This is a genomic window from Pseudomonas cerasi (assembly GCF_900074915.1).
In the GTDB taxonomy this organism is placed as follows: Bacteria; Pseudomonadota; Gammaproteobacteria; order Pseudomonadales; family Pseudomonadaceae; genus Aquipseudomonas; species Aquipseudomonas cerasi.
This window is the reverse complement of the sequence record NZ_LT222319.1, coordinates 2225146-2250409: the sequence shown is the minus strand read 5'-3', so window position 1 is coordinate 2250409 and position 25264 is coordinate 2225146. Positions and strand designations below refer to the sequence as shown.

Genomic DNA, 25264 nt, shown 5'->3' with positions numbered 1-25264 from the left:
GTTTCATTTAAAAGGAATTAACCATGTCCCACTCCGACCAGGATGTCCGCTGGTACCTGATCCAGACCAAACCACGGCAGGAAGCCCGTGCCGAAGAACATTTGCGGCGTCAGCAGTTCGAGTGCTATCGACCGTTACAGGCCGATGCAAAAAAACCCGGCACCAGGGTTCAGGCCGGCGAGGCCTTGTTCCCCGGTTATCTGTTCATTCACATGGATCAGGTGCAGGACAACTGGTACCCGATTCGCTCCACCCGCGGCGTCTCGCGCATTGTGACTTTCGGTGGTCATCCGGTCCCGGTTCGGGATCATCTGATCGAGCAGATCCGCCAACGACTCGCCACACCCGCGCCGAAAACACAGTTTACCCAGGGGGACGCGGTGCTGATCACCCATGCCAGCTGGGGTGAAGTCGAGGCCATCTTTCTGAGTGAAGATGGCGCGCAGCGCGCGGTGATCCTGCTCAATATGCTGCAACGTCAGCAAAAAGTGGTGTTGCCGATCAGCAGCCTGTCGCGAATCGAGGCGAGCGCCTAGCGCTCGAACCCGCCGCAACCTGCCGCACGACGTGTACTGAAAGCATGCGTCGCACGCCTGTTTCACCAGCCTCGGAATCGCACCATGCCGCGCCAGACCACCCTGGTGACGCTCACCTATGGTGACCGTTTCAGCTATTTGCACACCCTGATCAGCCGCTCGCTGGAAAGCCCGCTGATTGGCCGTGTGATCGTTGTCAGCAATGCTTCCACCGCGCCACTGCAAGCGCTGTGCGATGAGTGGCCCGATCGGGTTCAGGTGATCTGGCTGCCGCACAACACCGGCTCGGCCAATGGCTACTCGGTGGGCATTAACGCCGCGCTGCAAACCGGAGACGACTGCATCTGGCTGATGGACGACGATAACGCACCGACCGCGCATGCCATCGAGGCATTGCATCGATCCTTGCGTGAACGGCAACTCATCGACGGCCAGGACAACTGCGCGGTGCTCGGCTTTCGCCCCACGCATCAAGCCGACATCGCCGCAGGTGTGCCGCTGCAATATGCGATCCAGCGGCGCTCAAGCTTCTTCGGCTTTCACATCGCACAGTTGCCGTACAAGATCTGGCGACGCCTGCCGTGGGGAAAGCCCGATGCCACCCGGCTGATGCCGGAACACGTGCAACTGCCTTTTGCCACTTACGGCGGGCTGCTTGCCCATCGCAGCCTTTACCAAAAGATCGGCCTGCCGCTGGATGCTCTCAAGCTGTACAGCGATGACAGCGAATACACCTGGCGCATCACCGACGGTGGCGGAAAGCTGTTTCTGGTGCCCGATGCGCGGCTGGACGATCTGGAAGACTCCTGGAACATCAAGGCACGTACCCGCAATGTCTATGAAAGCTACCTGCTGGGCGGATCGGATCTGCGCGCCTACTACGCAGCGCGCAATCAGGCCTGGTTCGACAAACATGTCTGGGCGGCCTCCCCAATCAGCTATCGGCTCAATCGCTGGGTTTTTCTCTGCCTGCTGAACCTGTATGCCTGGCGCTGTGGCGCAGCGCAGCGTCTGGACCTGCTCAACGACGCCATTCGCGAGGGCGAAGCCGGCAGGCTGGGCCTGAACAGGGCCTACCCGCTATGAAAATCCTTTTCATCAACAGCCTCTACGCGCCCGATATCGGCGGCGGCGCAGAAATCATTCTGCAACGTACCGTCGAGGGCTTGCAGCAGCGCGGGCACAGCGTCGCGGTTTTGGCCACCACTGACCGGCCTGGCTTGCAACTGGCGGAGGTCAACCGGGTCAAGGTCTATCGAGCCGGCCTGCTTAACCGTTACTGGCACTTCATCGCCCAGCGTCCGGGCCGTCTGGCGCGCTTTGCCTGGCACTGGCGCGATCGCTACAACGCAGGCATGCGTGAGTACGTGGAGCGCGTGATGGAGCTGGAGCAACCAGAACTGGTGGTGTGCCATAACCTGACGGGCTGGTCGGTCTCGGCATGGGACCAGATCACCCAGGCCAACTGCCCGATCGTGCAGGTGCTGCACGACTTTTACTTGCTGTGCCCGGCAAGCACGATGTTCAGAAAGGGCAAAAGCTGTCAGCGCCGCTGCACGACGTGCACACGGTTGCGCAGCCAGCATGCACACCAGTCGGAACAGGTCAGCGCGGTGGTCGGTGTCAGCCGCTTCATGCTCGACACGCTGCGGGAGCAGGATTATTTCAAGCATGCCAGAGGCTATGTGGTGCATAACGCCAGCCCGTTTACGCCAGCGCTTCGCGAGCAGCCCAAGGCACTTGTCAATGACGCACCGTTGCGTTTCGGTTACCTGGGCACCCTGTCGACCAACAAGGGGCTGGAGTGGCTGATCGAGCAGTTCCAGCGCCTACCGTTCAAAGCCACCCTGCAGATTGCCGGTCGCGGACAGTCGACTGACGAAAAGCGCTTCAAAGCCATGGTCACGTCCCCCGACATCAGTTTCGTCGGTTTTCAGAGACCCGAGAACTTCTATCGCCAGATCGATGTGGCGATTGTGCCTTCCCTGTGGAATGAGCCGTTCGGCATGGTCGCGGTCGAGGCATGCGCGCACTCGCTGCCGGTCATCGCCAGCCGCATGGGCGGGCTCACGGAAATCATTCAGGAACCGCTCAACGGCTTGCTGTGCAGCCCCGATGATCCTGACTCACTGGGGCTGGCGATGCTCAGGCTGCATCAGCAGCCCGAACTGCTGGCACGCCTTGGCAGCCAGGCACGCAGCAGCGTCGCGTCGTTGATGAATCTGGACCTGATGCTGGACCAGTACGAAAGTATCTTCGCCCAGACCTTGCAGGACCGCAGCACGTAGCACGGCGAACGGGCGCAATCGCCCCCTTTGACGACATCACGGACACGGTGTGGCACCCATCAGCTCACCTTCATCAGCAGGATGCTCAAGATGATTTTCATCAATGCACGGTTTCTTACCCAGGACATCAGTGGTGTACAGCGCTACGCAGAGCAGATGTGCCGAGCGCTGAAGCGACTGCGCGACGATCTGCTATTCGTTGCCCCGCACAACATCAGACGGCATGACTGCGCCAGCGCATTGGAGGCGCACTGCATCGGGCGCTCCACCGGGCATGCGTGGGAGCAGATCGACCTGCCGCTGTACCTGAAACGTCGGGGCAGTCCGCTGTTGATCTCGATCAGCAACACTGGGCCCATGCTGTATGGCAACCAGATTGCGACCCACCACGACATCAACTATGTGCGCTACCCGCAAAGTTACACCCGGCTGTTCCGGCTGGCCTATCGGACCATCACCCCGATCCTGCTGTCGCGCGCCAAAACGCTGATCACCGGCAGCCACTTCTCGCGCAAAGAAATATCCTCGTTCTATGGCTACGCAGAAGACAACGTTCTCGTCGTACCGGCTGCGGTCAGCGACGATTTCATCCCGGGGTCGACCGCTGTAGGTCAGCCGAACTACCTGCTGGCCGTGTCCTCACCGGCCGTGCACAAGAATTTCAGGCGGATGATTCAGGCCTTTCTCAGCCTGCGTGGGCACACGGATCTGCAACTGCACATTGTCGGCGCAGCCAGCGCGCTGTTCGCCGACCCGAACCTGCAACACCTCGCCTGCCGTGACCCGCGCATCCGTTTTCTGGGGCGCCTCAGTGATGCCGAATTGATCGAGCAATATCAGGGCGCGACCGCGTTCGTGTTCCCTTCGCTTTACGAGGGCTTCGGCATCCCGCCGCTCGAAGCCCAGGCCTGCGGCTGCCCGGTGCTGGCGGCCAATGCCGCATCGATCCCCGAGGTTCTGCAAGGCAGTGCTTTGTATTTCGACCCGCTGGACGTCAGCCACATGGCCGCAGCCATGCAGCGCATTCTGCTGGATGCGCCGTTGCGCAACGCGCTGCGTGTACAAGGCCTGCAAAACGTGCAGCGCTTTTCCTGGGAGCTTTCCGCGCAGCGCCTTTCCCAGCGCATCGACACGTTGCTGGCGTCCGACCCCGCGCAGCAAAGCAGACTGGACGTCACCGCCGAATCGTCCACCGGCAAACCCTGACTCCACAACAGCAACGCCAGGATGCGCGCCGTCGCGTCCGCAGTAGCGCGGGCCATTACAGCAAGGAACGCCCATGAAAATCGCTATCGTCCACGACTGGCTGGTGAGTTACGCCGGTGCCGAGCGCGTGCTTGCATCACTGATCAACGTCTGGCCCGCTGCGGACCTGTTTGCCGTCATCGACTTCCTCAGCGATCAGGACCGCGCGCACCTGCACGGCAAGGCCGCCAGAACGACGTTCATCCAGAAGCTGCCCGGCGCCCGCAAACACTATGCGCGCTACCTGCCGCTGATGCCGCTGGCCATCGAGCAACTGGATCTGTCCGGTTATGACCTGATCATCAGCAGCAGCCACGCAGTGGCCAAGGGCGTGCTGTGCGGCCCGGACCAAGTGCACATCAGTTATGTGCACTCGCCGATCCGCTATGCCTGGGACTTGCAGCACCAGTACCTTCAGGAGTCAGGGATGAACAAGGGCATCAAGGGTGGTCTGGCACGTCTGATCCTGCATTACATTCGCCTGTGGGACCAGCGCACGTCGACCGGTGTGGATGCCTTCATCGCCAATTCCGGGTTTATCGGTGCGCGCATCAGCAAGGCCTATCGACGCGACTCCACCGTCATCTACCCGCCCGTGGACACGCTCGGCTTCACTGCCCAAGGCGCGCGCGGGGACTTCTACTTCTGCGCCTCACGGATGGTGCCTTACAAACGCATGCCGATGATCGTCGAAGCCTTTGCCGCGATGCCTGACAAACGCCTGATCATGATCGGCGACGGACCGGACCTGGCCAAGGCGCAGGCCATTGCCAGCCAGGTGAGCAACGTGACGCTGCTGGGTTTTCAGCCAGGTAACGTGCTGCTTGAGCACATGCGCAGCGCCAAAGCGTTTGTCTTTGCCGCCGAGGAGGATTTCGGCATCAGCCCGGTCGAGGCCCAGGCCTGCGGCACGCCGGTCATCGCCTTCGCCAAGGGCGGCGTCATGGAGACCGTGCACGGCCTGGATCACCCGCAACCGACCGGCGTGTTCTACCGACAGCAAACGGTCGCATCACTGATCGCCGCCATCGGCGAATTCGAAGCGGCGCAATCACGCATCTCTTCCGAGGCCTGCCGGGCCAATGCCGAGCGGTTTTCGGTCGCGCGCTTCGAGGAGGAGATCAAGGCCTTCGTCGAGGACCGTCTGACCGCCTCAAGCGGGATCCATCTGGGGCGCCTGCCTCAGTCGCCATGGGTCGCCCAGGCATCGTCCGGCCTGGGCAGCGAACTGCCGGGCCGTGTTGTCTCCCTGAAAACCGTCTGAGCGAGCCCTTCCCATGCGTACTTCAGTCCGCGGCATTCTGCGTGCCCACCAGTCAGCGCTTTCGCTCGCCCATCGCTTGCTGGACCTGACCGTCATCGTGCTGATCGGTTACTGGCAAACCGGGCTGACGGTCACCGACAGCACAGAGGCTTGGTCGCACATTTTCCTCGCGGTGCTGGTCTTTCACTGGGTCAGCGAGTATCACCAGTTGTATGGCTCATGGCGCGGCGAGCGCATTCTGCGCGAGCTGACCAAAGTCTTCAGTTACTGGGCGATGACCTTCATCACCCTGCTGTCGCTGAACAGCCTGCTGCTCAACCAGACGCAATTGCCCGATAACGGCCAGATGAGCTGGTTTGCGCTGGCACTCGCCGTGCTGTGCGGCTACCGGCTGCTGATTCGTCTAGCCCTGCACACGTTGCGTCGGCGTGGCTTCAACACGCGTCGGGTGGCGATCGTCGGCACCGGGCAGGTCGGCGAGCGGCTGGCCCGGTCCATCGCCCTGGCGCCCTGGATGGGCCTGATCCTGCTGGGCTTTTACGACGCGCACCCGCAGCAGATGAATCTGCAGGCGCACAAGCGCCGCCCGCCAGTATTGGGTGATCTGCAGCAGTTGATCGACGATGCCCGCGCAGGCCGGATCGACAAGGTGTACATCACCCTCGCCTTCAGCGCCGAACCGCAACTGCGCGAGTTGATTACCGGCCTGAGCGACACCACCGCCTCGGTGTACCTGATTCCGGATGTGTTCATGTTCGACCTGCTGCATGCGCGCAGTGAAAGCATCAACGGCCTGGCCAGCATCAGCATTTTCGACTCGCCCATGGACGGTGCCTGGAGCCTGGCCAAACGTGCCGAAGACATCGTGCTGTCGAGCCTGATTCTGTTGCTGATCGCTGTGCCGCTGCTGACCATCGCGGCAGCCATCAAGCTTACCTCGGCCGGCCCGGTGCTGTTCCGCCAGCGCCGCTACGGGCTGGACGGCCGCTCGATCATGGTCTGGAAATTTCGCAGCATGCGCGTCCAGGAGAACACCGACGGGGTGCTTCAGGCGACGCGCAACGACGCGCGGGTAACGCTGCTGGGCCGCTTTTTGCGACGCACGTCGCTGGATGAACTGCCGCAGTTCTTCAATGTGCTGCACGGCGACATGTCCATCGTCGGCCCTCGCCCCCATGCCATTGCCCACAACGAGCAGTACCGCGGGGAGGTCAGCGGCTACATGTTGCGCCACAAGGTCAAGCCCGGCATCACCGGCTGGGCGCAGATCAACGGCTGGCGCGGCGAAACCGACACGCTGGACAAGATGCGCATGCGCGTCGAATTCGACCTGGACTACATCGAGCACTGGTCGATCTGGCTGGACCTGAAAATCATTCTGCTGACGCTGCTCAAGGGGTTCGTCAACAAGAACGCCTTCTGATGCCGGCGCTGCCCCGAGCACACACCCAACACCCTCGGTACGCAACACGAACGGAGCAATCCCATGAAAGGAAAAACGTCATGAATCGAAGCGTTACTGCGTTACTGCTGGTCAGTCTGGCGCTGCAAGGCTGTGCATTCGCGCCGGGGCAACATATGACGCCGGATGACGTCACCCTCGACAAACCTGACGAGCCCCGGGCACAGTTGATCGAGGTCACCCCGAAAACCCTGCAGCAACAGCAACTGCGCGCCACCGCAGAGGCCAAGGCCCTGCCGCAGGCGCTGCTGGACTACAGAACTCCGGAATACGTGATCGGTGCTGGCGATACCTTGCTGGTCACCGTGTTCGAACACCCCGAACTGACCGCGCCGGGCTCACAGGACCAACTGGATGCCAACACCCGGGAAGTGCTCAACGACGGCACGCTCTACTTCCCCTATGTAGGCAGAATCCGCGCGAGTGGCAGAACGATCAGCGAGGTTCGTGAGCAGTTGCGCATGGGCCTGGCGCCGCAATACACCGAGGTCAAGGTCGACGTCAAAGTGCTGCGCTACAACAGCCAGCGAATACTGTTGTCCGGTTCTTTCAAGGTCCCAGGCCCGCAACCGATTACCAATATTCCGTTGAGCCTGGTGCAGGCGGTGAGTGTCGCCGGCGTCGACCTGACCGACGCCAACCTGGCCGGGCTGACCCTGCGCCGGGAGGGCAAGGATTACCTGATCGACATCGACTCGCTGAACCGCCGGGATTCGCAACTGAGCCGGATCTTCCTCAAGGACGGCGATTACCTGCACCTGAACAGCAACTCGCGAAACAAGATCTACGTGCTGGGCGAGGTCCGTAACCCTCAGGTGATCTCGTTCGGCACCACCCGCCTGACCCTGCTCGAAGCGCTGGGAAACTCCGGTGGCCTCAGCCCGGACAGCGCAGACGGCGATGCGGTGTACGTCATACGCGGTGCGGAAAACTTTGCCCAGGCGCCTTCCACCGTCTACCACCTCAATGCGAAAAAGCCCACCGCCTACCTGCTGGCGGGGCAGTTCGAGCTCAAGGCGCAGGATGTGGTGTTCGTCGGCCCTGCCGATATCACCCGCTGGAGCCGCTTCATCAGCCAGTTGCTCGGCTCGGCCAGTGTGATACAGACCGGTGCGGCCTTTCGCAACTGACCCGGACGGCCGTTCACCCATCTCCCTGCACGCGGTTGTGCAGGGATTTTTTTGCCTGTCACACCGCGCCAGACTGTTGCCAGAGCAACAGCTGTTCAACAGTTGACGGCTTTTGCATCAGCGCGGCGAACTCTCTCCCCCTGCATGCAACACACGCAGACCCAATAGCTGCGGGCCATAGCCAGCCACACGAAGATGCTGGCACATAAGCTGCTTTGCAGGTTTACGCTTATCGCAAGGACATCCCACATGCGCGTCGTTTCACTTTCAGGCAGCCCCTCCCCAAAATCCCGTTCCGGCGTTGTGCTGGCCCACGCCAGCCGCTGGCTGCAGAGCCACGGCGTTGAAGTCACCACATTGCGCATACGCGACTTCAATGCAGAGGACCTGCTTTTCGCCCGTTTCGACAGCCCGCAGGTGCTGGAATTGATCGAAGCGGTCAGCCAGGCCGATGGCCTGCTGATCGGTACGCCGGTGTACAAGGCGTCATTTTCCGGCGCACTGAAAACCCTGCTCGACTTGCTGCCCGAGCGCGCGCTGCATGGCAAAGTGGTCTTGCCGCTGGCCACCGGCGGCAGTATCGCGCACATGCTGGCCGTGGATTACGCGCTCAAACCGGTGCTGTCGGCGCTCAAGTCGCAGGAAGTGCTGCACGGCATCTTCGCCATCGATACCCAGGTCAGCTACGACGACAACGAACAAGGCGGTACGCTGGACGAAGTTCTCACCGAGCGCCTGCATGAAGGGCTGGAACATTTCCACCACGGCCTGCAACGCCGCTTGCAGGCGCGTCACAAGCAGGCTGGCGGGCATTTGCAACTGGCGTTGTAGATCCGCGGAATAGCCTCGGCATCAATGCTCGATAAACAGCGGATACAACGAGGCCACCAACAGCGCTGCCATCACGCCGTTGAAAATACGTAACCCGAGCGGATCACGCAGAACATTGCGCAGCAAACTGCCAAAGCCTGCCCAGACGCCCACGCTGGGCAGGTTGATCAGCGCAAACACTGCCGAAATCACCAGCACATTGTAGAAGTAGCCCTGCATGGGGGTGTAGGTGCTGATCGCGCCGATCGCCATGATCCAGGCCTTGGGATTGACCCATTGAAAGAGCGCGGCGCTCATGAAACTCAGCGGCTTGCGATGGCTGTCGACGTTATCGGACGCGGGCCCCGACGTGGCGATTTTCCAGGCCAGGTACAGAAGGTAGGCAGCGCCCACGTAGCGCAGGATGGTGTAGAGAACCGGCCAAGCCTTGAACACACTGCCCAGACCGAAACCGACGGCCAGCACCAGAACGAAAAAACCGACACTGATACCCAGCATGTGCGGCAGGGTGCGACTGAAACCGAAATTCACGCCCGAGGCCAACAGCATCATGTTGTTGGGGCCGGGAGTAATGGAGGTGACGAACGCGAAGAGCGTGAACGCCAGAAGCAAATCGAAAGAGAGAAACATGCTGCCTGTCCGGATCAGTGAGTCAGGTACTCACCCTATCGAAGGCGGTGCAGGAAACACACGGACAGTTAAAGGCCAATTGCAGCAGTACAGTTTTTCCGTAAAACCCTTTTCAGGCTGACTGTTAACCTTGTGGCTGCTGCCCCATGACCCCCAGGTCAACGCTGGTTTCGCCTTTTTCATCGAAGTCCCGCGCCTGCTGGATCTGCGGATCCGCCATCAATTGCGCCTTGCGTGCCTGATACTCATCGAATGACAGGCCGCGACGGTTGAGATCTTCAAGGGCCAGTTGATGGCTTTCTTCAGCACTGAACGCGCGCTGCTCGACAGCGTGGTGAGTGGAGCAGCCGGAAACCAGCGCAACAGTGAATGTCAGGACAAGCGCAAGGGCAAGCATACGGTTCATCAGGGCCTCCGGTCGGCTTCATTTCAGGAATGAAGCAAGGTTACGCCTGCCCCTGACGCAGCAAAAATCATCCGCCGTGATAGTCGCTATCGACTGTTGCGAGCATTCTCGATCAACACCTCGCGCAACGCCTGAGCCGCCGCTGAAAGCTTGTGATCGGCGAGCATCATCAGCCCGATGCGCCGCTCGATCAGCGGCTCCACCAGCGCTACGCAGCAGGCCCCCAGTTCCTGCATCTGCCCGATGCACAGTGACGGCACCGCGCTGACGCCCAGACCATTGGCAACCATGCGCCCGATGGTCGACAACTGATGACTCTCGAACGCGACCGCCAGCTTGCCGTGGCGCGGCTCGATAGCCTGCTCCAGCAGCAAACGCACCGCCGACGGGCGTTGCAGGGCGATGAAGTCTTCACGCAACAGTTCTTCCCAGGTGACCTCACACCGCTCGGACAGCGACGACTCCCGTGGCACCACGGCGACGAAGCGATCCATATAGAACGGGGTGAACGACAGGGCACTGTTCGACTCGGGCTCAAAGCCGATACCCAGTTCGACACGGCGATGGCGGACCATTTCCAGCACTTGCTCATTGATCACGTCATGCACCGCCACATTGACGCGCGGGTAGCGCCCGCGAAACACCTTCAAGGCCGCTGGCAGCAGGTTGCCGGCAAACGACGGCATGGCGGCCACCGATACCCGGCCCGTTTGCAGGGTAAAACGCTGACGCAGCAGTTCTTCGGTGTTGTCCCAGTCGGCCAGCAACTGGCGCGCCAGCGGCAACAGGGTTTCGCCTTCGGGCGTCAGACCGACGTTGCGCGTGGTGCGCGTCAACAGCTGTCCGCCAAGGTCCTCCTCAAGGCTCTTGATCGTCAGGCTCAAGGCCGGCTGCGACACGTTGAGTCGCTCGCCGGCCTGAGCGAAGCTCAGGTACTGCGCGACGGCCAGAAAAGCGCGAAGCTGCTTGACGTTCATATATTTTCTTTTCTTATGAATTGATCAGAAAAACAAAATTAACAAATCAGTCCTGCCGAGAGAAGATGCAGATCACCCGATCCTCCGGCAGTGCGACTGTCGGTCAACAACTACAAAAGGCGGATCATCATGGCTGGACTCGATAAACGAGTAGCGACCTACGAAGAAGCTCTTGCCGGGCTGACCGACGACATGACGGTACTCTGCGGCGGCTTCGGCCTGTGCGGCATTCCGGAAAACCTGATCGCGCAGATCAAGCGCATGGGCATCAAGGGCCTGACCGTGGTTTCCAACAACTGCGGCGTTGACGGCTTCGGACTAGGCATCCTGCTGGAAGACCGGCAGATCCGCAAAATGATTTCGTCCTACGTCGGCGAGAATGCCTTGTTCGAAAAACAGCTGCTCAGCGGCGAGCTGGAAGTCGAACTCACGCCACAAGGCACCCTGGCGGAAAAACTGCGTGCCGGTGGCGCGGGCATTCCGGCGTTCTATACCGCAACCGGTTACGGAACGCCGGTCGCCGAAGGCAAGGAAACCCGCCAGTTCAACGGCCGCAACGTGATTCTGGAAGAGGCCATTACCGGTGACTTCGCCCTGATCAAGGGCTGGAAAGCCGACCACTTCGGCAACGTTATCTATCGTCATACCGCACAGAACTTCAACCCGGTGGTGGCCACCGCCGGACGGATCACTGTGGTCGAGGTCGAGGAAATCGTCGAGCCCGGCGTGCTGCTGCCGACCCAGATCCACACCCCCGGCATCTACGTCGACCGGGTCATTCAGGGCACTTTCGAAAAACGCATCGAACAGCGCACCGTCAGAAAATCCTGATAGCGCAGCCTTGGCCGTACAACAATAAAGAGGCTTCAGACGATGGCACTTTCCCGCGAACAAATGGCTCAACGTGTCGCCCGTGAACTCAAGGATGGCTATTACGTTAACCTTGGCATCGGTATTCCGACCCTGGTGGCCAACTACGTGCCCGATGACATCGACGTCATGCTCCAGTCGGAAAACGGCCTGCTGGGCATGGGCGCCTTCCCCACCGAAGACACCATCGACGCGGACATGATCAATGCCGGCAAGCAGACGGTCACCGCGCGCATCGGCGCTTCCATTTTCTCGTCGGCCGAATCCTTCGCCATGATCCGCGGCGGCCATGTCGACCTGACGGTGCTCGGCGCTTTCGAGGTGGATATCGAGGGGAACATTGCTTCGTGGATGATCCCCGGCAAGTTGGTCAAGGGCATGGGTGGCGCGATGGACTTGGTGGCGGGCGCCGACAACATCATCGTCACCATGACCCACGCGTCGAAGGACGGCGAATCCAAACTGCTCACCCGTTGCAGCCTACCACTGACCGGCGCAGGCTGCATCCGCAAGGTGCTGACTGATCTGGCCTACCTCGAAATCGAAAACGGCGCTTTCATCCTCCGCGAACGCGCGCCGGGGGTTAGCGTGGAAGAAATCGTGGCCAAAACCGCAGGCAAGCTGATCGTGCCGGATGACGTGATCGAGATGAGTTTCTGAGTCAGGCATCTTTGATGCGCCTCTCGTTGCCACACGCCTGTGTGGCCTGCGCAAAGGTATGACGCAGAGCGTCACGAAATGCATGCCAACGCGGAGAATTGGCACGATACTCGTTCCCAAGCTCCGGCCTGGGAACGCCGTTCTGGACGCTCTGCGTCCGCAATAGTCGGCTGCTTAAGTCACTCCCCGATAATAATTACAAAAAGAGGTGCCCCAGATGGCCGCCAACATAGAAGAAAGCCGCTCCGCCCGATTTGCCTTGCGCTGCGCCGCGTGGGCTGAACGCTGGTTTCCTGACTCATGGGTATTTGCCGCATTGGCGGTGGTCATCGTCACGCTGGCGACGCTGGCCATCGGCGCACGCCCGGCCGAGGCTGCCAAGGCGTTCGGTGACGGGTTCTGGAGCCTGATCCCATTCACCATGCAGATGGCCTTCGTGGTCATCGGCGGTTACGTGGTCGCCAGCTCACCGCCAGCTCACCGCCTGCGGTACGCCTGATCGACCGCCTGGCCCGGGTGCCACGCAATGGTCGTTCGGCCGTCGCCTGGGTGGCGCTGATTTCCATGCTCGCTTCGCTGCTCAACTGGGGCCTTTCACTGGTGTTCGGCGGCCTGCTGGTACGTGCCCTCGCCCGCCGCACTGACCTGCGCATGGATTACCGCGCAGCCGGCGCCGCCGCCTATCTGGGCCTGGGTGCGGTCTGGGCATTGGGGTTATCGTCTTCGGCCGCGCAATTGCAGGCCAACCCGGCCAGTCTGCCGCCGTCGATCCTGGCGATTACCGGTGTGATCCCGTTCACCCAAACCATCTTTCTCTGGCAATCCGGGGTCATGCTCGCCGCGCTGGTGGTCATCTCACTGATCGTTGCCTACGCCACCGCGCCCGGCCCGAACAGCGCCCGCGACGCCAAGGCCTGCGGTGTCGACCCGGCCTTCAACCTGCCGCCACTGCCGCCTCGTACACGGCCTGGGGAATGGCTGGAATACAGCCCGCTGCTGATCATCCTGATGGTGGTGCTGGGCGTTGGCTGGCTGTTCAACGAGTTTTCGAGCAAACCGGCGATCACGGCGATTTCCGGACTCAACACCTACAACTTCCTGTTCATCATGCTCGGTGCTCTGCTGCACTGGCGGCCGCGCAGTTTTCTCGACGCCGTCGCGCGGGCGGTGCCCACCACCACCGGTGTGCTGATTCAATTCCCTCTGTACGGTTCGATCGCAGCGCTGCTGACCACGGTCAAGGGCGGCGATGCGCAAACCCTGGCGCATTACATCTCGACGTTCTTCACCAGCATTGCCTCGCACGACACTTACGCAATTCTGATGGGGGTCTATTCGGCCATATTGGGCTTTTTCATTCCGTCAGGCGGCGGCAAGTGGATCATCGAAGCGCCCTACGTGATGCAAGTCGCCAACGACCTGCAGTATCACCTCGGCTGGGCAGTACAGATCTATAACGCAGCCGAAGCCCTGCCCAACCTGATAAACCCGTTCTACATGCTGCCACTGCTGGGCGTACTGGGTTTGAAGGCGCGTGACCTGATAGGCTTCTCGTTCGTACAGCTGCTGGTCCACACGCCGCTGGCGCTGTTTCTGCTCTGGGCACTGGGCACCACGCTGGCTTATGTGCCACCGGTAATGCCCTGAATGGTTAAGCGTTGAACGCGTAGTCACGTTCGACCCGGCAGATTCGCGTGGTAAACGCCTGATACCAGCGCGAACGTCCCTGCTCGCGGGCCTGGGCATGATCGGCCTGCTGTTTCCAGGCCAGAATCGCGGCTTCATCGCGCCAGTAGGACACGGTGATGCCCAGGCCGTCGTCACCGCGCGCCGACTCCATGCCCAGAAAGCCTGGCTGTTGTCGGGCCAGGCCCACCATGCGCTGCGCCGCCTCGGCGTACGCCTGATCATCGTCAGGCGTACGCAACGAGGTGAACACCACGGCGAAGTAAGGCGTGGCAAACCGCGTGGCCATCATGCCGGGTTGCTCAGGCAGGCGCGGACGAACGCGGCCACCACAGGAGGCGTCTGACCCTGCAACGCAGCTCGCTCGGGCTGGAACAGTGTGGCGACATAAAACGGGTGCCCCTGCAACTCCATGCAGCGCACTTCGCCCTCGAGACCGCGCCCACTGACTTTCAGGTGCTCGCCGAACAGCGCCGACTCCAGCTCGCGGCGCAGGCCGTAGCGGCAGTGATAGCGCTCTTCGATGTCGAGCCTGCCATAGGCTTGGGCAATCAGCGTGTCGGGTTGCAACTGGATCGCTGCCACCGACTCAACCAGCGAGCAACTGAGTGGCTCGATGATCACGTTTGCCGCGTCCGGCGCCGTTTCGCCATGTTCGGCGTCTGCCCAGCCCAGCTGGTGGCGGGCATACTCGAGCAACGCGTGCTGAAAGCCTCCGCACGTACCCAGAAACGGCACCCGATGCTCGCGAGCGAAACGAATGGCCGTCAACGCGCCCTGCATATCCCGATACGGGCTGGCCGGAACGCACCACAGCCCATCGAATTCGGCGAGTTGCGCACCGCTGCCGATCCGCGGCGTCGGCAACCATTCGAAACCGACCGGCACCTGCGCGACCTCCGCGGCTCTCTGCAAGGCCAATGGAATGGCCTGATGCGCAGGGACATCCGCACTGAAGTCGCCTATCAGACCGATCCGTATCCCGTCGCCTGTGTTGTCTGCTTTGCCCATGCCCTGCTCCCTGTTTGATATCGTACAGCCCGGGCGGACTATAAACAGGCAGCAAAACCAGCAGAATGGGCGTTACAGCAATGCCTCGCGTGCAAGCGTGCACGGTTACTCATTCAGTCACAGGCGTCAGCACCGGTTGCCCGGCGAAAAACGCCAGCAGGTTATCGTTGACCATCTGCACACTGTCTCTCGACGCCTCGGGGGACAGGCCTGCCACGTGCGGTGTCAGCACAACATTGTCCAGCGTCTTGAGCACGTCCGGCACTGTCGGCTCATCGTCGAACACGTCCAGCGCAGCCCCGGCAATCTGCTCATTCTGCAGTGCACTGACCAACGCCTGGGTATCCACCACGCTGGCGCGGGCAATGTTGACCAGAAACCCGTCAGTGCCCAGCGCCTCAAGCACTCGGGCGTCGATCAGGTGCTGCGTACCACTGCCACCGGGCGTGGCGATGACCAGAAAATCCGATGCGGCCGCCAGCGCCTGCGCTGTCGCATGCCAGGTGTAATCGCAGTCAGTGCGCGGCTTGCGATTGTGGTAACCGATGGCGATATCGAAGGCGGCTGCCCGCTTGGCAATCGCCAGCCCTACCGCCCCCAGCCCGACGATCCCCAGACGCTTGCCTGCCAGCGACGGGCGCACCACCTTGCGCCATTCGCTGCGGCGCACCGAGGCATCGGCCTGCGGAATGTCGCGTACCAAAGACAGCAGCAACGCCAGCGTATGATCGGCCACCGTGGCGGCGTTGACGCCTGCACCATTGGTCACCACGATGCCCCGCGCCTGCGCGGCAGGCAGATCGACCTTCTCGTAACCGGCGCCGCTTACGCAAATGATGCGCAGCTGCGGCAGTGCATCCATTTCCTCGGCGAAAAATCCCAGCGGCCCGCGTGTCACCACTGCGCTGATGCTCGGCCCGTGCGTGGCAATCGCCTCGGCGCGCAGTTCGGCCGTCGGGGCGCGAATCAACTGAAAGCCGCTGCTTTCAAGAATCGGCAAATACGTGTCCAGGTTTTCGACCAGCACCAATACCGTTGTCATGCGCGCTCCCGCTCGATCAGCAAAACGTTGACCTTAACGCGAGTCGACGCGCTTGTGCAGAGCCGCTGACGCCGGAACTGAAAAAAGCCTTCCCGAACACGCCGAGCATTCATAAAGTGGACGCATTTGCCGGACAGACTAATGCGCAAGCAGACTTGGCAATCAGCAGAGTGCGTTATGGTTGCGTGCAGTGACGCGACCAGTGGCTCTACGGTCTGGCGCGCAGGCTGCTCATAAAAACAGGCTTTCTCAAAAAACAAGGAAACACCCGCCCATGCAAGGATTTCCCACCACCCTGTTGAAAAAGACCCTTTTGGCTGCGGCTGTCATGTCGGGCCTGATGCTGTCGTCAGGCATGGCAGCGGCGGCGGACGCCCCAGGCAAGGTGCTGAGCGGGAAATACGGCCTGCCCTGGCCAGCGGTGATCGCCCATCGCGGTGCTTCGTTCGACGCACCGGAAGAAACCATCCCGGCCTACACCCTGGCGCGCGATCTGGGCGCTGACTACCTGGAAATGGACATCCAGCGAACAAAGGACGGCGTGCTGATAGCGCTGCACGATGACGTGCTGGAACGCACCACCAACATCGCTGACGTGTTCCCGACCCGGGTAAAAGACCCGGTCAGCACGTTCACTCTGGCGGAGCTCAAGCAACTGGATGCCGGCTCGTGGTTCAACAAGGCTTACCCGGACAGGGCTCGCGACAGTTACAACGGGTTGCAGATCCTGACGCTGGATGAGGTCATCGACATCGCCGAGGGCGGCGCCAACAAGCCGGGGCTGTACATCGAGACCAAGGTGCCAAACAAGTTTCCCGGTGTCGAAGCCGACCTGAAGAAACTGCTGGCCAAACGCGGCTGGCTCGAACAGCGCCCTGCGGCAGCGCCCGGCCATGTCAATGTCGCGCACATGCCAGGACGCGTGGTCCTGCAGACGTTCGAGAAGCAAAGCCTGGAACTGCTGCAGAAAGAAATGCCGAAAGTGCCCAAGGTCATGCTGCTGTGGATTGGCGAAGGCTCGATAGAGCCCAAATCCAGCGTCGCGTTCAAGGACTCCGGGGCCAAGGACAAGGCCAGCTATTACGCGACCCAGGAAGTCAAATCACCGCAGGAGTTCGAGCAGTGGATTGACTGGGCCAAGGCCCACGGAGCCATCGGCACCGGCCCTTCGTCGCAACTGGCCAAGGGTGGCGACCAGAGCTATATGGACCTGGTCAAACCCTGGATGAACAACCTGACCCACGAGAAAGGCATGGTGATCCACCCGTACACGGTGGACGACGCAGAGGACTTCAAGCGGATCAGCCATGATGGCGCGGACGGCTTCTTCACCAACCGCACCGCCGAACTGTTGAAGTTCTACGGGCGGCCAGCGAAAGAAAGCATTGAAACGATTCTGAAGCGTAACGGCTACTGATCCAGCGGCTGGCCGCATCCGGCGATGCGGCCAGTCAATCAGAAGTCGATAGTGCCCGACAGCTTGAGGGTACGAGGCTCGCCCTGAGTCAGATAACCGCCATAGGCAGACTCCCAGTAATCCTTGTTCATCAGGTTTTCGACATTGGCGCGCAGGGTCACGTCCTTTTGTGCAACGTTGAAGGTATAGCGTGCGCCCAGGTCGAAGCGGTTCCAGGTCGGGATGCTCAGGTTGTTGGCAGCATCGACATATTGCCCACCGGTGCGCAGCATGCGCGCATTGATGGCCGCGCCTTCGATTCCCGGAATATCCCAATCGGCACCCGCGTTGAACTGGAAGGTCGGCACACCCACAGCCCGATTGCCGTCGTTGCTGCCACCGTCCGTACCGCTCACCTCGGTGTCCATCAGGGTCAGACCGGCCAGCAGACGCAAGCCGCTGACAGGCTGGCCAAAGACGTTCATCTCCACGCCGCGGTTGCGCTGCTGACCGTCACGGACATAACGCGACCCGGTGCCTTCCAGAACCTGGTAGCCGTCAGCCGGTTGCTCGATGCGGTACACGCCCAGGCTCGCGCCGAATGTACCCATGTCCAGCTTGACGCCCGCTTCCACCTGTTTTGAACGCGACGGCGCAAAAACTTCGCCTGGGTTGATGGTGACAGTATTCGGAGCCGTCGGACCTTGCGCCAGACCTTCGATGCGGTTGGCGTAGAACGACACATATTGCCAGGGCTTGAATACCACCCCGTAGACCGGCGTGGTGATCGCTTCGTCGTACAGCGCATTGCGCGGGCCGCTGCCGTATTCATACCCCTGGACACGCAATTGCTGGCGGCGCAGGCCTGCGGTCAGCAGCAGTCGATCATCGAAGAAACCCAATGTGTCGGAGAGCGCGACGCTGCGCATGCGGCTCTTGCCGACAATGCCGGGATCATTCAGATCGCCTGCGGTGAAACTGTCGAGTGCCGGGCGCTCCTGGGAGACAGGGTCGTAAAGGTTGTTGCTGGAGGTGCCGCCGAACAGATACGCACTGCGCTGCTCGGTCCAGATGCCGGAGAGCCCGAAGTTGACCTTGTGGCTGACCGCACCGGTCTGCAGCTTGCCGTTGATGCCGGCCATGGCGGTCTTGTTGTCTTCGTCGTGCGGGATGAAAGACGGTGCGGCCGTGGTGTTGCCTGCGGCATCGTGGACAGTTGGCGAGCCATATACGCCGACCTCGCGGGTGTGGCGGCGTACAGCGTCCAGTCCTCGTTGAGATCGTACTCGGCACGGCTCATGCCGAAGGTGTCTTCGGTTTCGGTCCAGGTCCAGTTCGGCGCGTAATTGGTATCCGAGTCCGGAGCATGCGGCACGCTGGTCAGAGCGCTGTCGACAAACACCGTGTTGCGGCTCTGGTTGATGCGCTGCTTCTGGTAGGCAAAATCACCGGAAAGACGGAAGTTGTCACCTCGGTAATCAAGCCCCAGCGCGAACAGCTTGCTGCGATGCTCTTCGTCCTCGACACCGGTCTCGCCTTCGCGCTGCGACAGGTTGAGACGCGCGCCGAAGCGATTGCCTTCGCCGAAGCGCTGCCCCAGATCGAGATGCTCGCCGATCCGGCCGTCGTTGCTGATGTCGGTGGTGAAACGACGCGTCGGCGTATCCTGCGCGCGCTTGGGCTGCAGGTTCACGCCGCCGCCAATCCCGGAACCGGTGGGTGTCACGCCGTTGATGAAGGCATTGGGGCCCTTAAACACTTCAACGCGTTCCAGCGCATCGGCCGATATGATCTGGCGCGGCAGTACGCCGTAAAGACCGTTATAGGAAATATCATCGGTGGTCAGCTTGAAGCCGCGAATGACGAAGATACTCGAGGCGTTGGCATAGCCACTCGACTGACGCACCGATGCATCATTGAGCAGTACGTCGCCTACGGTTTCGGCCTGCTGGTCCTCGATCAACTGTTCGGTGTAGCTGCTGATGGTGAACGGCACGTCCATGATGTCGGCATTGCCCAGAACACCCAGTTGCCCGCCGCGCGCCACCTGCCCGCCGGCATAAACCGGCGCAAGCGCGTGAGGGTCGGACTTGTCGGCACTGATATCGGTATCGCCCAGCACCACAGGGCCGTCCTGCCGAGTGGCAGCCTCTGCAGCGGCCCAGGCCGGAGATCCAATGGAACAGCAAAACGCGAGCAACGTAAGGCGCATCGGCAACGATGGTGAGTTCATCAATAGGTCCTGAAGACAGGTTGAACGAGATCGGAAGCAACCGTCCTGGACATCGCCGATCGGGTGGATGCGAAATGATATCAGATGTTACTGGTAATGCTTATCATTTGTTTAAACGTGAAAAGTGATAATCGAGCGGCGCCATGCAAGCGTTACTGCGCCGGAGTGTCAGGCCCCCGGCACGCATGAGCTTCCATGGCGTTGCGCAATGCTTTGAAACAGGTTGGCGACAGCCACAGGAGGGCGACTGTCGTGTAAGCTCACAGGCTATTGGTTTTCCCATCGAGAGGCCTATGCAGTCCACTTTCCGACGCTCGACCCTGGCAGCACTTCGTGGTTTTGCCTTGCAGAGCGATGCAATCTCCATTGTTCCTTCTGCCGCCGACTATCGACGCTGCCTGCTGGAAAGGATCGCTTCGGCCACCCGACGCATCTATATCATCGCGCTGTACCTGCAACAGGATGAAGCCGGCCAGGAGATTCTCGACGCGCTGTACGCCGCCAAAACCGCGAGGCCGGAGCTGGATGTGGTGGTGCTGGTCGACTGGTTCCGTGCACAACGCGGCCTGATCGGCGCCGGACGCCAGCCCGGCAACTCGACCTGGTATCAGGCGCAGAACCTCGAATACGATGAAGAAGTGCCGATCTACGGCGTGCCGGTGCAGACCCGCGAACTGTTCGGGGTGCTGCACCTCAAGGGCAGTGTGATCGACGACTGCGTGATCTACAGCGGCGCGAGCATCAACAACGTCTACCTGCACAAGCTCGACAAATACCGTCTGGACCGTTATCACCTGATCGAAAACGCGGCACTGGCCGACGCTTTCCAGAATCTGGTGCAGCGGGAAATACTCTCTTCGCCGGCCGTGCACCGCCTCGATCTGCAATCGCCACCCAGCTCACGCAGTTTGCGCAGCGAGATCCGAGCGTTTCGTGGCGACCTGAAACGCGCCGCCTACGACACCTCGGCGGGCGAAAAGGAAAACGGCGACATGCGAGTGATTCCGCTGCTCGGCGTCGGCCCGCGCAACAATCTCAACCGCGCCATCTGCGATCTGATCGCGTCGAGCAAGATCCAGCTGACCATCTGCACGCCATACTTCAACCTGCCGGTGGCCGTAACCCGCGAGATCAACCGGGCGCTCAAGCGCGGCGTGCAGGTCGACATCATCATTGGCGACAAGACTGCCAACGACTTCTTCATCGATCCGGATGAGCCGTTCAAGGTGATCTCGGCCCTGCCCTATCTGTATGAAATCAGCCTGCGGCGCTTTGCCCACAAGCATCAGAAGGCAATCGCCCAGCACTGCCTCAATGTGCACCTGTGGAAACACGGCGATAACACCTTCCACCTCAAAGGCATCTGGGTCGACCAGCGCTATACCCTGCTGACCGGCAACAACCTGAACCCTCGCGCCTTCAACCTGGACCTGGAAAACGCCTTGCTGATCGACGATCCAAAGGGCCGATGGAGCGAACCACGGGAAGAGGAAATCGCCCATTTGATGCGCAACACGCAGCGCGTCAACCAGTATGACGAACTCGACACCCTCGCCAACTACCCCGAAGGCGTACGCAAGTTTCTCAAGCGTGTCAGCCGCGTGCGGGTCGAGCGACTGTTGTACCGGATTCTCTGAGCCTTCAACGTGCGGCCGGCATGCCAGCCATGGTCAGGCGTGCCGGCGCCACGTATTCCCTGGCAAACGCCGAACAGTGGCCTTGCCTCAAGGCCGTTTGGCACCCAGTTGTTTCCACATCTTCTGCGTGATCTTGCGCCGGTTACTGTAACCGGCCCACGGGTCGTCCTTGAGCCGCTTCAAACGCTGCTCAAGGTTGGTGATGTCCCACTGTGCCGAGGACTTCAGACCCGCCAGCTCATCCAGCGCGATCGGCACCGAGACCGGCAACCCTGGACGGGCGCGGACTGAATAGGCAGTCACGGTACTGCCGCCGCGGCTGTTGCGCAGGTAATCGATGAAGATTTTTCCGACGCGGTTTTTCGGCCCCATGGTGGCGGTGAAGCGTTCCGGCAACTGACGGCTGGCAAACTCGGCGATGGCCTTGGCGAACGCCTTCACGGTGTCCCAGTCGGCCTGGCGCGCCAGCGGCACGATGATGTGCATACCCTTGCCGCCGCTGGTCTTGAGGAAAGCCTCCAGACCCAGCTCTTCCAGCACGGCGAGCACCATTTGCGTGGCTTCGATCATGCTGCGCCAGGGCAGGGCCGGATCGGGATCAAGGTCCAGCACGAAATGGTCCGGCGTTTCGATCCTGTCACGCGTCGCCCCCCAGGTATGCAGCTCGATGGCGCCCATTTGCGCAGCACCGATCAGTGCCGGCAACGAATCTATTTCCATCAGCGCGGTATGCCCGGGGTCCAGCGCACGATCCAGTTGTCTGATGTGCGGGATCGCCAGATGCTCGGCATGCTTCTGGAAAAACTGCTCACCGTCGATACCCTCCGGACAACGCAACAGTGCCACGGGACGCTTCTTCAGGTACGGCAGAATCCAGTCGGCGATGGACTCGTAAAACTGCGCAAGTTCGATCTTGCTGGTGCCGGTCTTGCTATCGATGATGCGGTCCGGATGACTGACCCCGGTGCCCGCCACATCAACTTTTCCCTGCGCGGCCTTTTTGCGCGCCTGTGGCGCTGCCGTTTTGGTTGGGGTCTGGCTGGCTACTTTGGCAGGCTGAGCATCTTCACGCACCACGTCCTTGGCCGGCTTGTCGTTACGCAGCCCGACAAAGGCAGCCTGGCGGACAATGCCTTCGCGGGTCCACTGGGCGAACTCGGTTTCGCAGACCAGTTTCGGCTCCACCCACTGCACACCACGCGCCTGGGACGCGGAGAGTTTTTTGGCCAGCGGTGAATCCTTGCGCTGCAACTTCTTCAGTTGTTTATGCAGTTGCTCAAGGCTCACTTCAGTGAACCCGGTACCGACCCGCCCGGCGTAGACCAGCCCGTCCTCACCGGCATTGACCGCCAGCAACAAGGCACCGAACGCCGATCGGCTACCCTGCGGTGCCGTGTAGCCGACGACCACGAATTCCTGTCGCAAGCGACATTTGAGCTTGATCCAGTCGGCATTGCGTTTGCTGACGTACGCACTGCCGGCACGCTTGCCGATCACCCCTTCCAGGCCCATTGCCGCAGCACTCGCGACAATGTCCTGATGACCCGCCTGAAAGGCATCCGAATAACGCAACAAGCGACTTTTCTGTGCGTCGAGAACGTGTTTCAAGGCGTCACGACGCTGCTCAAGCGGCACTTCGCGCAGGTCCTCCGCGCTCAAAAACGGCATGTCGAACAGGTAATACAGAATGTCCTTGCTGTTCCCCGCGTCAAAAGCATTCTGCAGGCCCTGGAAATCAGGCAGCCCTTGCTCGTCGAGAACCACCACTTCGCCGTCGAACCAACTGTCGCGCAGCTTCATGCCCTTGAGCGCCTTGACCAGCTCCGGCAGCCGCTCGGTCCAGTCATGCCCGTTGCGCGTGAACAGACGCACGTCATCGCCCTCAATACGGGTCAGCATGCGGTAACCGTCGAATTTGATTTCGTACAGCCAGTCACCGGCTGGCGGCGCCTCCACCAGCGTCGCCAGTTGCGGCGAAAGCGTGTCCGGGAAAGCCGATTTCGCTTTCCTGCGCGTCGGTTTTGCCGCTGGCTTTGGCGCTTTTGATTTTGATGTGGAGGCCTTGGCTTTTCCGTTTGCAGCACTGGCCGCGGACTTTTTCGGAGTACTGCGCTCTTCGCCCACATGAGCACCACTGATCACGCTTTGCGGCTGCTCCTGGGTAATGTCGTACTCGGCAGCAGGTCGCGCGATGTCATCCTTTTCCTTGATCAGCAGCCACTGTTCCTTGCTGCCGCTGCCCTTGAGCCGGGTACGCACCAGCGCCCAGTCACCGCTGAGCTTCTCGCCGACCAGGGTGAACTTGAGTTTGCCCTCCGCGTAGGTCTTTTGCGGATCGCCGTGCGGTTGCCAGACACCCCGGTCCCAGACGATCACATCACCGCCACCGTATTGACCCTGCGGGATACTGCCCTCGAAGCCGGCATAGTCCAGCGGATGGTCTTCGACATGCACTGCCAGGCGTTTTTGCGTGGGGTCCAGGCTCGGGCCTTTGGGCACGGCCCAGCTCTTGAGCGTGCCATCGAGCTCCAGTCGAAAGTCATAGTGCAGGTTCCGTGCGTCATGCTTCTGGATCACGAAACCGAGCGCACCGGGCTGCGATTTGCCTTTGCCCTTGCGCTTGCTTTCGGCAGGCTCGGAGGTGATAGCGAAATTGCGCTTGCGGGTGTATTCACTGGCGGGCTTGGCCATCACCGGTCACTCCGTAGGGCTCAAGAGGCTTTGCTGGTTTTCTTGCGCGCGGCGGGCCGCTTGGGTCTGGCACCGTCCTTGTCGGCCGGTTTTTCCTTCGTCGCAGGCTTACTCGCCTTGCCTTTACTGGCACCACCCTTGCCCGCCAGACTGCGCCGCAGCAAGTCGGTGAGGTCGATGACATCGGCACTCTTGCGTTCTTCTTCGGCCGGATCGGACTCGACATCTTCGATCTCGCCTTCGTCTGCCTTGGTCTTGACCAGGTGCATGATCTTGTCCTGAAAGGTGTCGCGATACAGCTCAGGCTGCCAGTCGGCACTCATGTCCTTGACCAGACGCTTGGCCATGTCACGTTCGCTCTTGTTCAACTTGGCGTCGGTAACCGCATCGCTCAGTTCCAGTGCGTCCAGCTCACGCACGTCGGCAGGCCAGCGCAGGATTACCATCACCAGCGCCGATTCCAGCGGCATGACCGCCGCCAGGTGTTCGCGGGTATGCAGCACCACATTGGCCAAGGCGACCTTTTTGGTATCGACCAGGGTTTCGCGCAACAACGCATAGACTTTCTCGCCGCGCTTGTCGGGGGTCAGAAAATAAGGCGTGTCGATGTTCTGCAGGGGGATCTGCTGACTGTCGACGAAAGCGAATATGTCGATGGTCTGCGTCGATTTGGGGTGCGCGGAACGAATTTCCTCCTCGCTGAGCACCACATAGCGATCCTTCTCGTACGCCACGCCCTTGACGATGTTTTCGCTGGTGACTTCCTTGCCGGTGACCTTGTTGATCCGCTTGTAGCCGACCGGGTCCATGCTGCGTTTATCGAGCCAGTCGAAGTCGACACTGGTCGACGTTGTCGCCGAGACCAGCGCGACGGGTATATGCACCAGCCCGAAGCTGATTGCACCCTTCCAGATTGCCCTTGCCATGGTCTGACTCCTGTTGATCCTGGAAAAGTGACAGGGCCGGCCGGAGAAAAGTTTCGACAGGCTGACGAGCGCCGGCAAACCTGCTGAGCCGGGCGAGTTTTTTATCGTGAAGAACCAACTATCAACGTTTTGGCTTCTGATAGCCGGGATGGGGATCCGGGTCGCATTACCGTCGAAGCCTCGTATGGCAAGGGTTTGCGCAGGACTCTAAGGAGTTGCTTACTCCGCATATGCACTTAGGATCTAAAAATATGGTTTAACGTTCTTTTGCGGAATAAAAAAGACGTTCTATAAATGGCCCCACCCCCGAACGCTGTTGGTGAGGTGTCTGCCAACCGACAGC

At 60.9% G+C, this 25264-nt stretch carries 20 protein-coding genes and 2 pseudogenes; 13 read left to right on the top strand and 9 right to left on the bottom strand.

From position 1 onward, the window contains the following. Positions 1-23: 23 nt before the first annotated feature. The 8 genes from rfaH (at position 24) to ssuE (ending at position 8756) form a co-directional block, all read left to right on the top strand. A complete protein-coding gene (rfaH, locus tag PCPL58_RS12805) occupies positions 24-536 on the top strand; it encodes a transcription/translation regulatory transformer protein RfaH (protein WP_054081640.1) in 513 nt (170 codons plus the stop codon). Positions 537-620: 84 nt separating this feature from the next. Next, positions 621-1622 (top strand): glycosyltransferase, encoded by a 1002-nt coding sequence (locus tag PCPL58_RS12800; RefSeq protein ID WP_065349552.1) that lies wholly within the window; start codon positions 621-623, stop codon positions 1620-1622. Then, on the top strand, positions 1619-2824 hold the full coding sequence (locus PCPL58_RS12795) for a glycosyltransferase family 4 protein (protein WP_065349551.1): 1206 nt from the start codon (positions 1619-1621) through the stop codon (positions 2822-2824). Before PCPL58_RS12800 ends, PCPL58_RS12795 begins: the two co-directional genes overlap by 4 nt. 90 nt (positions 2825-2914) lie before the next feature. Further along, positions 2915-4030: a glycosyltransferase family 4 protein gene (locus tag PCPL58_RS12790; RefSeq protein ID WP_065349550.1), complete on the top strand. Its 1116-nt coding sequence runs from the start codon at positions 2915-2917 to the stop codon at positions 4028-4030. Positions 4031-4103: 73 nt separating this feature from the next. Then, positions 4104-5333: a glycosyltransferase family 4 protein gene (locus PCPL58_RS12785; protein ID WP_065349549.1), complete on the top strand. Its 1230-nt coding sequence runs from the start codon at positions 4104-4106 to the stop codon at positions 5331-5333. A gap of 13 nt (positions 5334-5346) precedes the next feature. Beyond that, positions 5347-6756, top strand: a complete 1410-nt coding sequence (locus PCPL58_RS12780; protein ID WP_065349548.1) for an undecaprenyl-phosphate glucose phosphotransferase — start codon at positions 5347-5349, stop codon at positions 6754-6756. 80 nt (positions 6757-6836) lie between these two features. Continuing rightward, on the top strand, positions 6837-7925 hold the full coding sequence (locus PCPL58_RS12775; protein WP_065349547.1) for a polysaccharide biosynthesis/export family protein: 1089 nt from the start codon (positions 6837-6839) through the stop codon (positions 7923-7925). A 249-nt stretch (positions 7926-8174) separates the two neighbouring features. After that, positions 8175-8756: an NADPH-dependent FMN reductase gene (ssuE, locus tag PCPL58_RS12770; protein WP_024663598.1), complete on the top strand. Its 582-nt coding sequence runs from the start codon at positions 8175-8177 to the stop codon at positions 8754-8756. Between the two features lie 21 nt (positions 8757-8777). On the opposite strand, the gene PCPL58_RS12765 is transcribed toward ssuE, so the two are convergent. The 3 genes from PCPL58_RS12765 to PCPL58_RS12755 all read right to left on the bottom strand — a co-directional run bounded on the left by PCPL58_RS12765 (position 8778) and on the right by PCPL58_RS12755 (position 10769). Beyond that, positions 8778-9386: a LysE family translocator gene (locus PCPL58_RS12765; protein WP_065349546.1), complete on the bottom strand. Its 609-nt coding sequence runs from the start codon at positions 9384-9386 to the stop codon at positions 8778-8780. Positions 9387-9510: 124 nt separating this feature from the next. Then, positions 9511-9792: a hypothetical protein gene (locus PCPL58_RS12760; RefSeq protein WP_003436437.1), complete on the bottom strand. Its 282-nt coding sequence runs from the start codon at positions 9790-9792 to the stop codon at positions 9511-9513. 86 nt (positions 9793-9878) lie between these two features. Beyond that, on the bottom strand, positions 9879-10769 hold the full coding sequence (locus tag PCPL58_RS12755) for a LysR family transcriptional regulator (RefSeq protein ID WP_003436436.1): 891 nt from the start codon (positions 10767-10769) through the stop codon (positions 9879-9881). 129 nt (positions 10770-10898) lie between these two features. Between PCPL58_RS12755 and PCPL58_RS12750 the strand changes: the two genes are divergently transcribed. The 3 genes and pseudogenes from PCPL58_RS12750 to PCPL58_RS12740 all read left to right on the top strand — a co-directional run bounded on the left by PCPL58_RS12750 (position 10899) and on the right by PCPL58_RS12740 (position 13946). After that, the gene (locus PCPL58_RS12750) at positions 10899-11600 is read left to right on the top strand and encodes a CoA transferase subunit A (protein ID WP_003391701.1); all 702 of its coding nucleotides are present in this window, start codon (positions 10899-10901) and stop codon (positions 11598-11600) included. A gap of 42 nt (positions 11601-11642) precedes the next feature. Then, positions 11643-12299, top strand: coding sequence for a CoA transferase subunit B (locus PCPL58_RS12745; RefSeq protein ID WP_003370578.1), 657 nt, complete (start codon positions 11643-11645; stop codon positions 12297-12299). A 217-nt stretch (positions 12300-12516) separates the two neighbouring features. Next, positions 12517-13946, top strand: a pseudogene (locus tag PCPL58_RS12740) (short-chain fatty acid transporter). 4 nt (positions 13947-13950) lie between these two features. On the opposite strand, the gene PCPL58_RS12735 reads toward PCPL58_RS12740, so the two are convergent. The 3 genes from PCPL58_RS12735 to PCPL58_RS12725 form a co-directional block, all read right to left on the bottom strand. Then, positions 13951-14277: an antibiotic biosynthesis monooxygenase family protein gene (locus PCPL58_RS12735; RefSeq protein WP_065349545.1), complete on the bottom strand. Its 327-nt coding sequence runs from the start codon at positions 14275-14277 to the stop codon at positions 13951-13953. Beyond that, positions 14274-14996, bottom strand: coding sequence for a CTP synthase C-terminal region-related (seleno)protein (locus PCPL58_RS12730; protein WP_065349544.1), 723 nt, complete (start codon positions 14994-14996; stop codon positions 14274-14276). The genes PCPL58_RS12735 and PCPL58_RS12730 overlap by 4 nt, the downstream gene beginning before the upstream one ends. A 109-nt stretch (positions 14997-15105) precedes the next feature. Next, positions 15106-16038: a 2-hydroxyacid dehydrogenase gene (locus PCPL58_RS12725; RefSeq protein WP_065349543.1), complete on the bottom strand. Its 933-nt coding sequence runs from the start codon at positions 16036-16038 to the stop codon at positions 15106-15108. 274 nt (positions 16039-16312) lie between these two features. Between PCPL58_RS12725 and PCPL58_RS12720 the strand changes: the two genes are divergently transcribed. Continuing rightward, on the top strand, positions 16313-17455 hold the full coding sequence (locus tag PCPL58_RS12720; RefSeq protein WP_065349542.1) for a glycerophosphodiester phosphodiesterase: 1143 nt from the start codon (positions 16313-16315) through the stop codon (positions 17453-17455). A 38-nt stretch (positions 17456-17493) separates the two neighbouring features. On the opposite strand, the pseudogene PCPL58_RS12715 reads toward PCPL58_RS12720, so the two are convergent. Beyond that, a pseudogene (locus PCPL58_RS12715) lies at positions 17494-19667 on the bottom strand (TonB-dependent receptor). 293 nt (positions 19668-19960) lie between these two features. Between PCPL58_RS12715 and pssA the strand changes: the two are divergent. Continuing rightward, complete coding sequence (pssA, locus tag PCPL58_RS12710) at positions 19961-21304, top strand: CDP-diacylglycerol--serine O-phosphatidyltransferase (protein ID WP_065349541.1); 1344 nt, start codon at positions 19961-19963, stop codon at positions 21302-21304. Between the two features lie 87 nt (positions 21305-21391). Here pssA and ligD read toward each other — a convergent pair whose 3' ends face one another. Together ligD and ku are read right to left on the bottom strand one after the other, a co-directional pair. Beyond that, entirely contained in the window at positions 21392-23995 is a 2604-nt protein-coding gene (ligD, locus tag PCPL58_RS12705) for a DNA ligase D (RefSeq protein ID WP_065349540.1), read from the bottom strand. A gap of 20 nt (positions 23996-24015) precedes the next feature. Next, the gene (gene ku, locus PCPL58_RS12700) at positions 24016-24921 is read right to left on the bottom strand and encodes a non-homologous end joining protein Ku (protein ID WP_003370557.1); all 906 of its coding nucleotides are present in this window, start codon (positions 24919-24921) and stop codon (positions 24016-24018) included. Between the last annotated feature and the right edge of the window lie 343 nt (positions 24922-25264).

Coding starts and splice junctions, on each gene's coding strand:
- rfaH (WP_054081640.1), top strand. CDS start 24: ATGTCCCACTCCGACCAGGATGTCCGCTGGTACCTGATCCAGACCAAA.
- PCPL58_RS12800 (WP_065349552.1), top strand. CDS start 621: ATGCCGCGCCAGACCACCCTGGTGACGCTCACCTATGGTGACCGTTTC.
- PCPL58_RS12795 (WP_065349551.1), top strand. CDS start 1,619: ATGAAAATCCTTTTCATCAACAGCCTCTACGCGCCCGATATCGGCGGC.
- PCPL58_RS12790 (WP_065349550.1), top strand. CDS start 2,915: ATGATTTTCATCAATGCACGGTTTCTTACCCAGGACATCAGTGGTGTA.
- PCPL58_RS12785 (WP_065349549.1), top strand. CDS start 4,104: ATGAAAATCGCTATCGTCCACGACTGGCTGGTGAGTTACGCCGGTGCC.
- PCPL58_RS12780 (WP_065349548.1), top strand. CDS start 5,347: ATGCGTACTTCAGTCCGCGGCATTCTGCGTGCCCACCAGTCAGCGCTT.
- PCPL58_RS12775 (WP_065349547.1), top strand. CDS start 6,837: ATGAATCGAAGCGTTACTGCGTTACTGCTGGTCAGTCTGGCGCTGCAA.
- ssuE (WP_024663598.1), top strand. CDS start 8,175: ATGCGCGTCGTTTCACTTTCAGGCAGCCCCTCCCCAAAATCCCGTTCC.
- PCPL58_RS12765 (WP_065349546.1), bottom strand. CDS start 9,386: ATGTTTCTCTCTTTCGATTTGCTTCTGGCGTTCACGCTCTTCGCGTTC.
- PCPL58_RS12760 (WP_003436437.1), bottom strand. CDS start 9,792: ATGAACCGTATGCTTGCCCTTGCGCTTGTCCTGACATTCACTGTTGCG.
- PCPL58_RS12755 (WP_003436436.1), bottom strand. CDS start 10,769: ATGAACGTCAAGCAGCTTCGCGCTTTTCTGGCCGTCGCGCAGTACCTG.
- PCPL58_RS12750 (WP_003391701.1), top strand. CDS start 10,899: ATGGCTGGACTCGATAAACGAGTAGCGACCTACGAAGAAGCTCTTGCC.
- PCPL58_RS12745 (WP_003370578.1), top strand. CDS start 11,643: ATGGCACTTTCCCGCGAACAAATGGCTCAACGTGTCGCCCGTGAACTC.
- PCPL58_RS12735 (WP_065349545.1), bottom strand. CDS start 14,277: ATGATGGCCACGCGGTTTGCCACGCCTTACTTCGCCGTGGTGTTCACC.
- PCPL58_RS12730 (WP_065349544.1), bottom strand. CDS start 14,996: ATGGGCAAAGCAGACAACACAGGCGACGGGATACGGATCGGTCTGATA.
- PCPL58_RS12725 (WP_065349543.1), bottom strand. CDS start 16,038: ATGACAACGGTATTGGTGCTGGTCGAAAACCTGGACACGTATTTGCCG.
- PCPL58_RS12720 (WP_065349542.1), top strand. CDS start 16,313: ATGCAAGGATTTCCCACCACCCTGTTGAAAAAGACCCTTTTGGCTGCG.
- pssA (WP_065349541.1), top strand. CDS start 19,961: ATGCAGTCCACTTTCCGACGCTCGACCCTGGCAGCACTTCGTGGTTTT.
- ligD (WP_065349540.1), bottom strand. CDS start 23,995: ATGGCCAAGCCCGCCAGTGAATACACCCGCAAGCGCAATTTCGCTATC.
- ku (WP_003370557.1), bottom strand. CDS start 24,921: ATGGCAAGGGCAATCTGGAAGGGTGCAATCAGCTTCGGGCTGGTGCAT.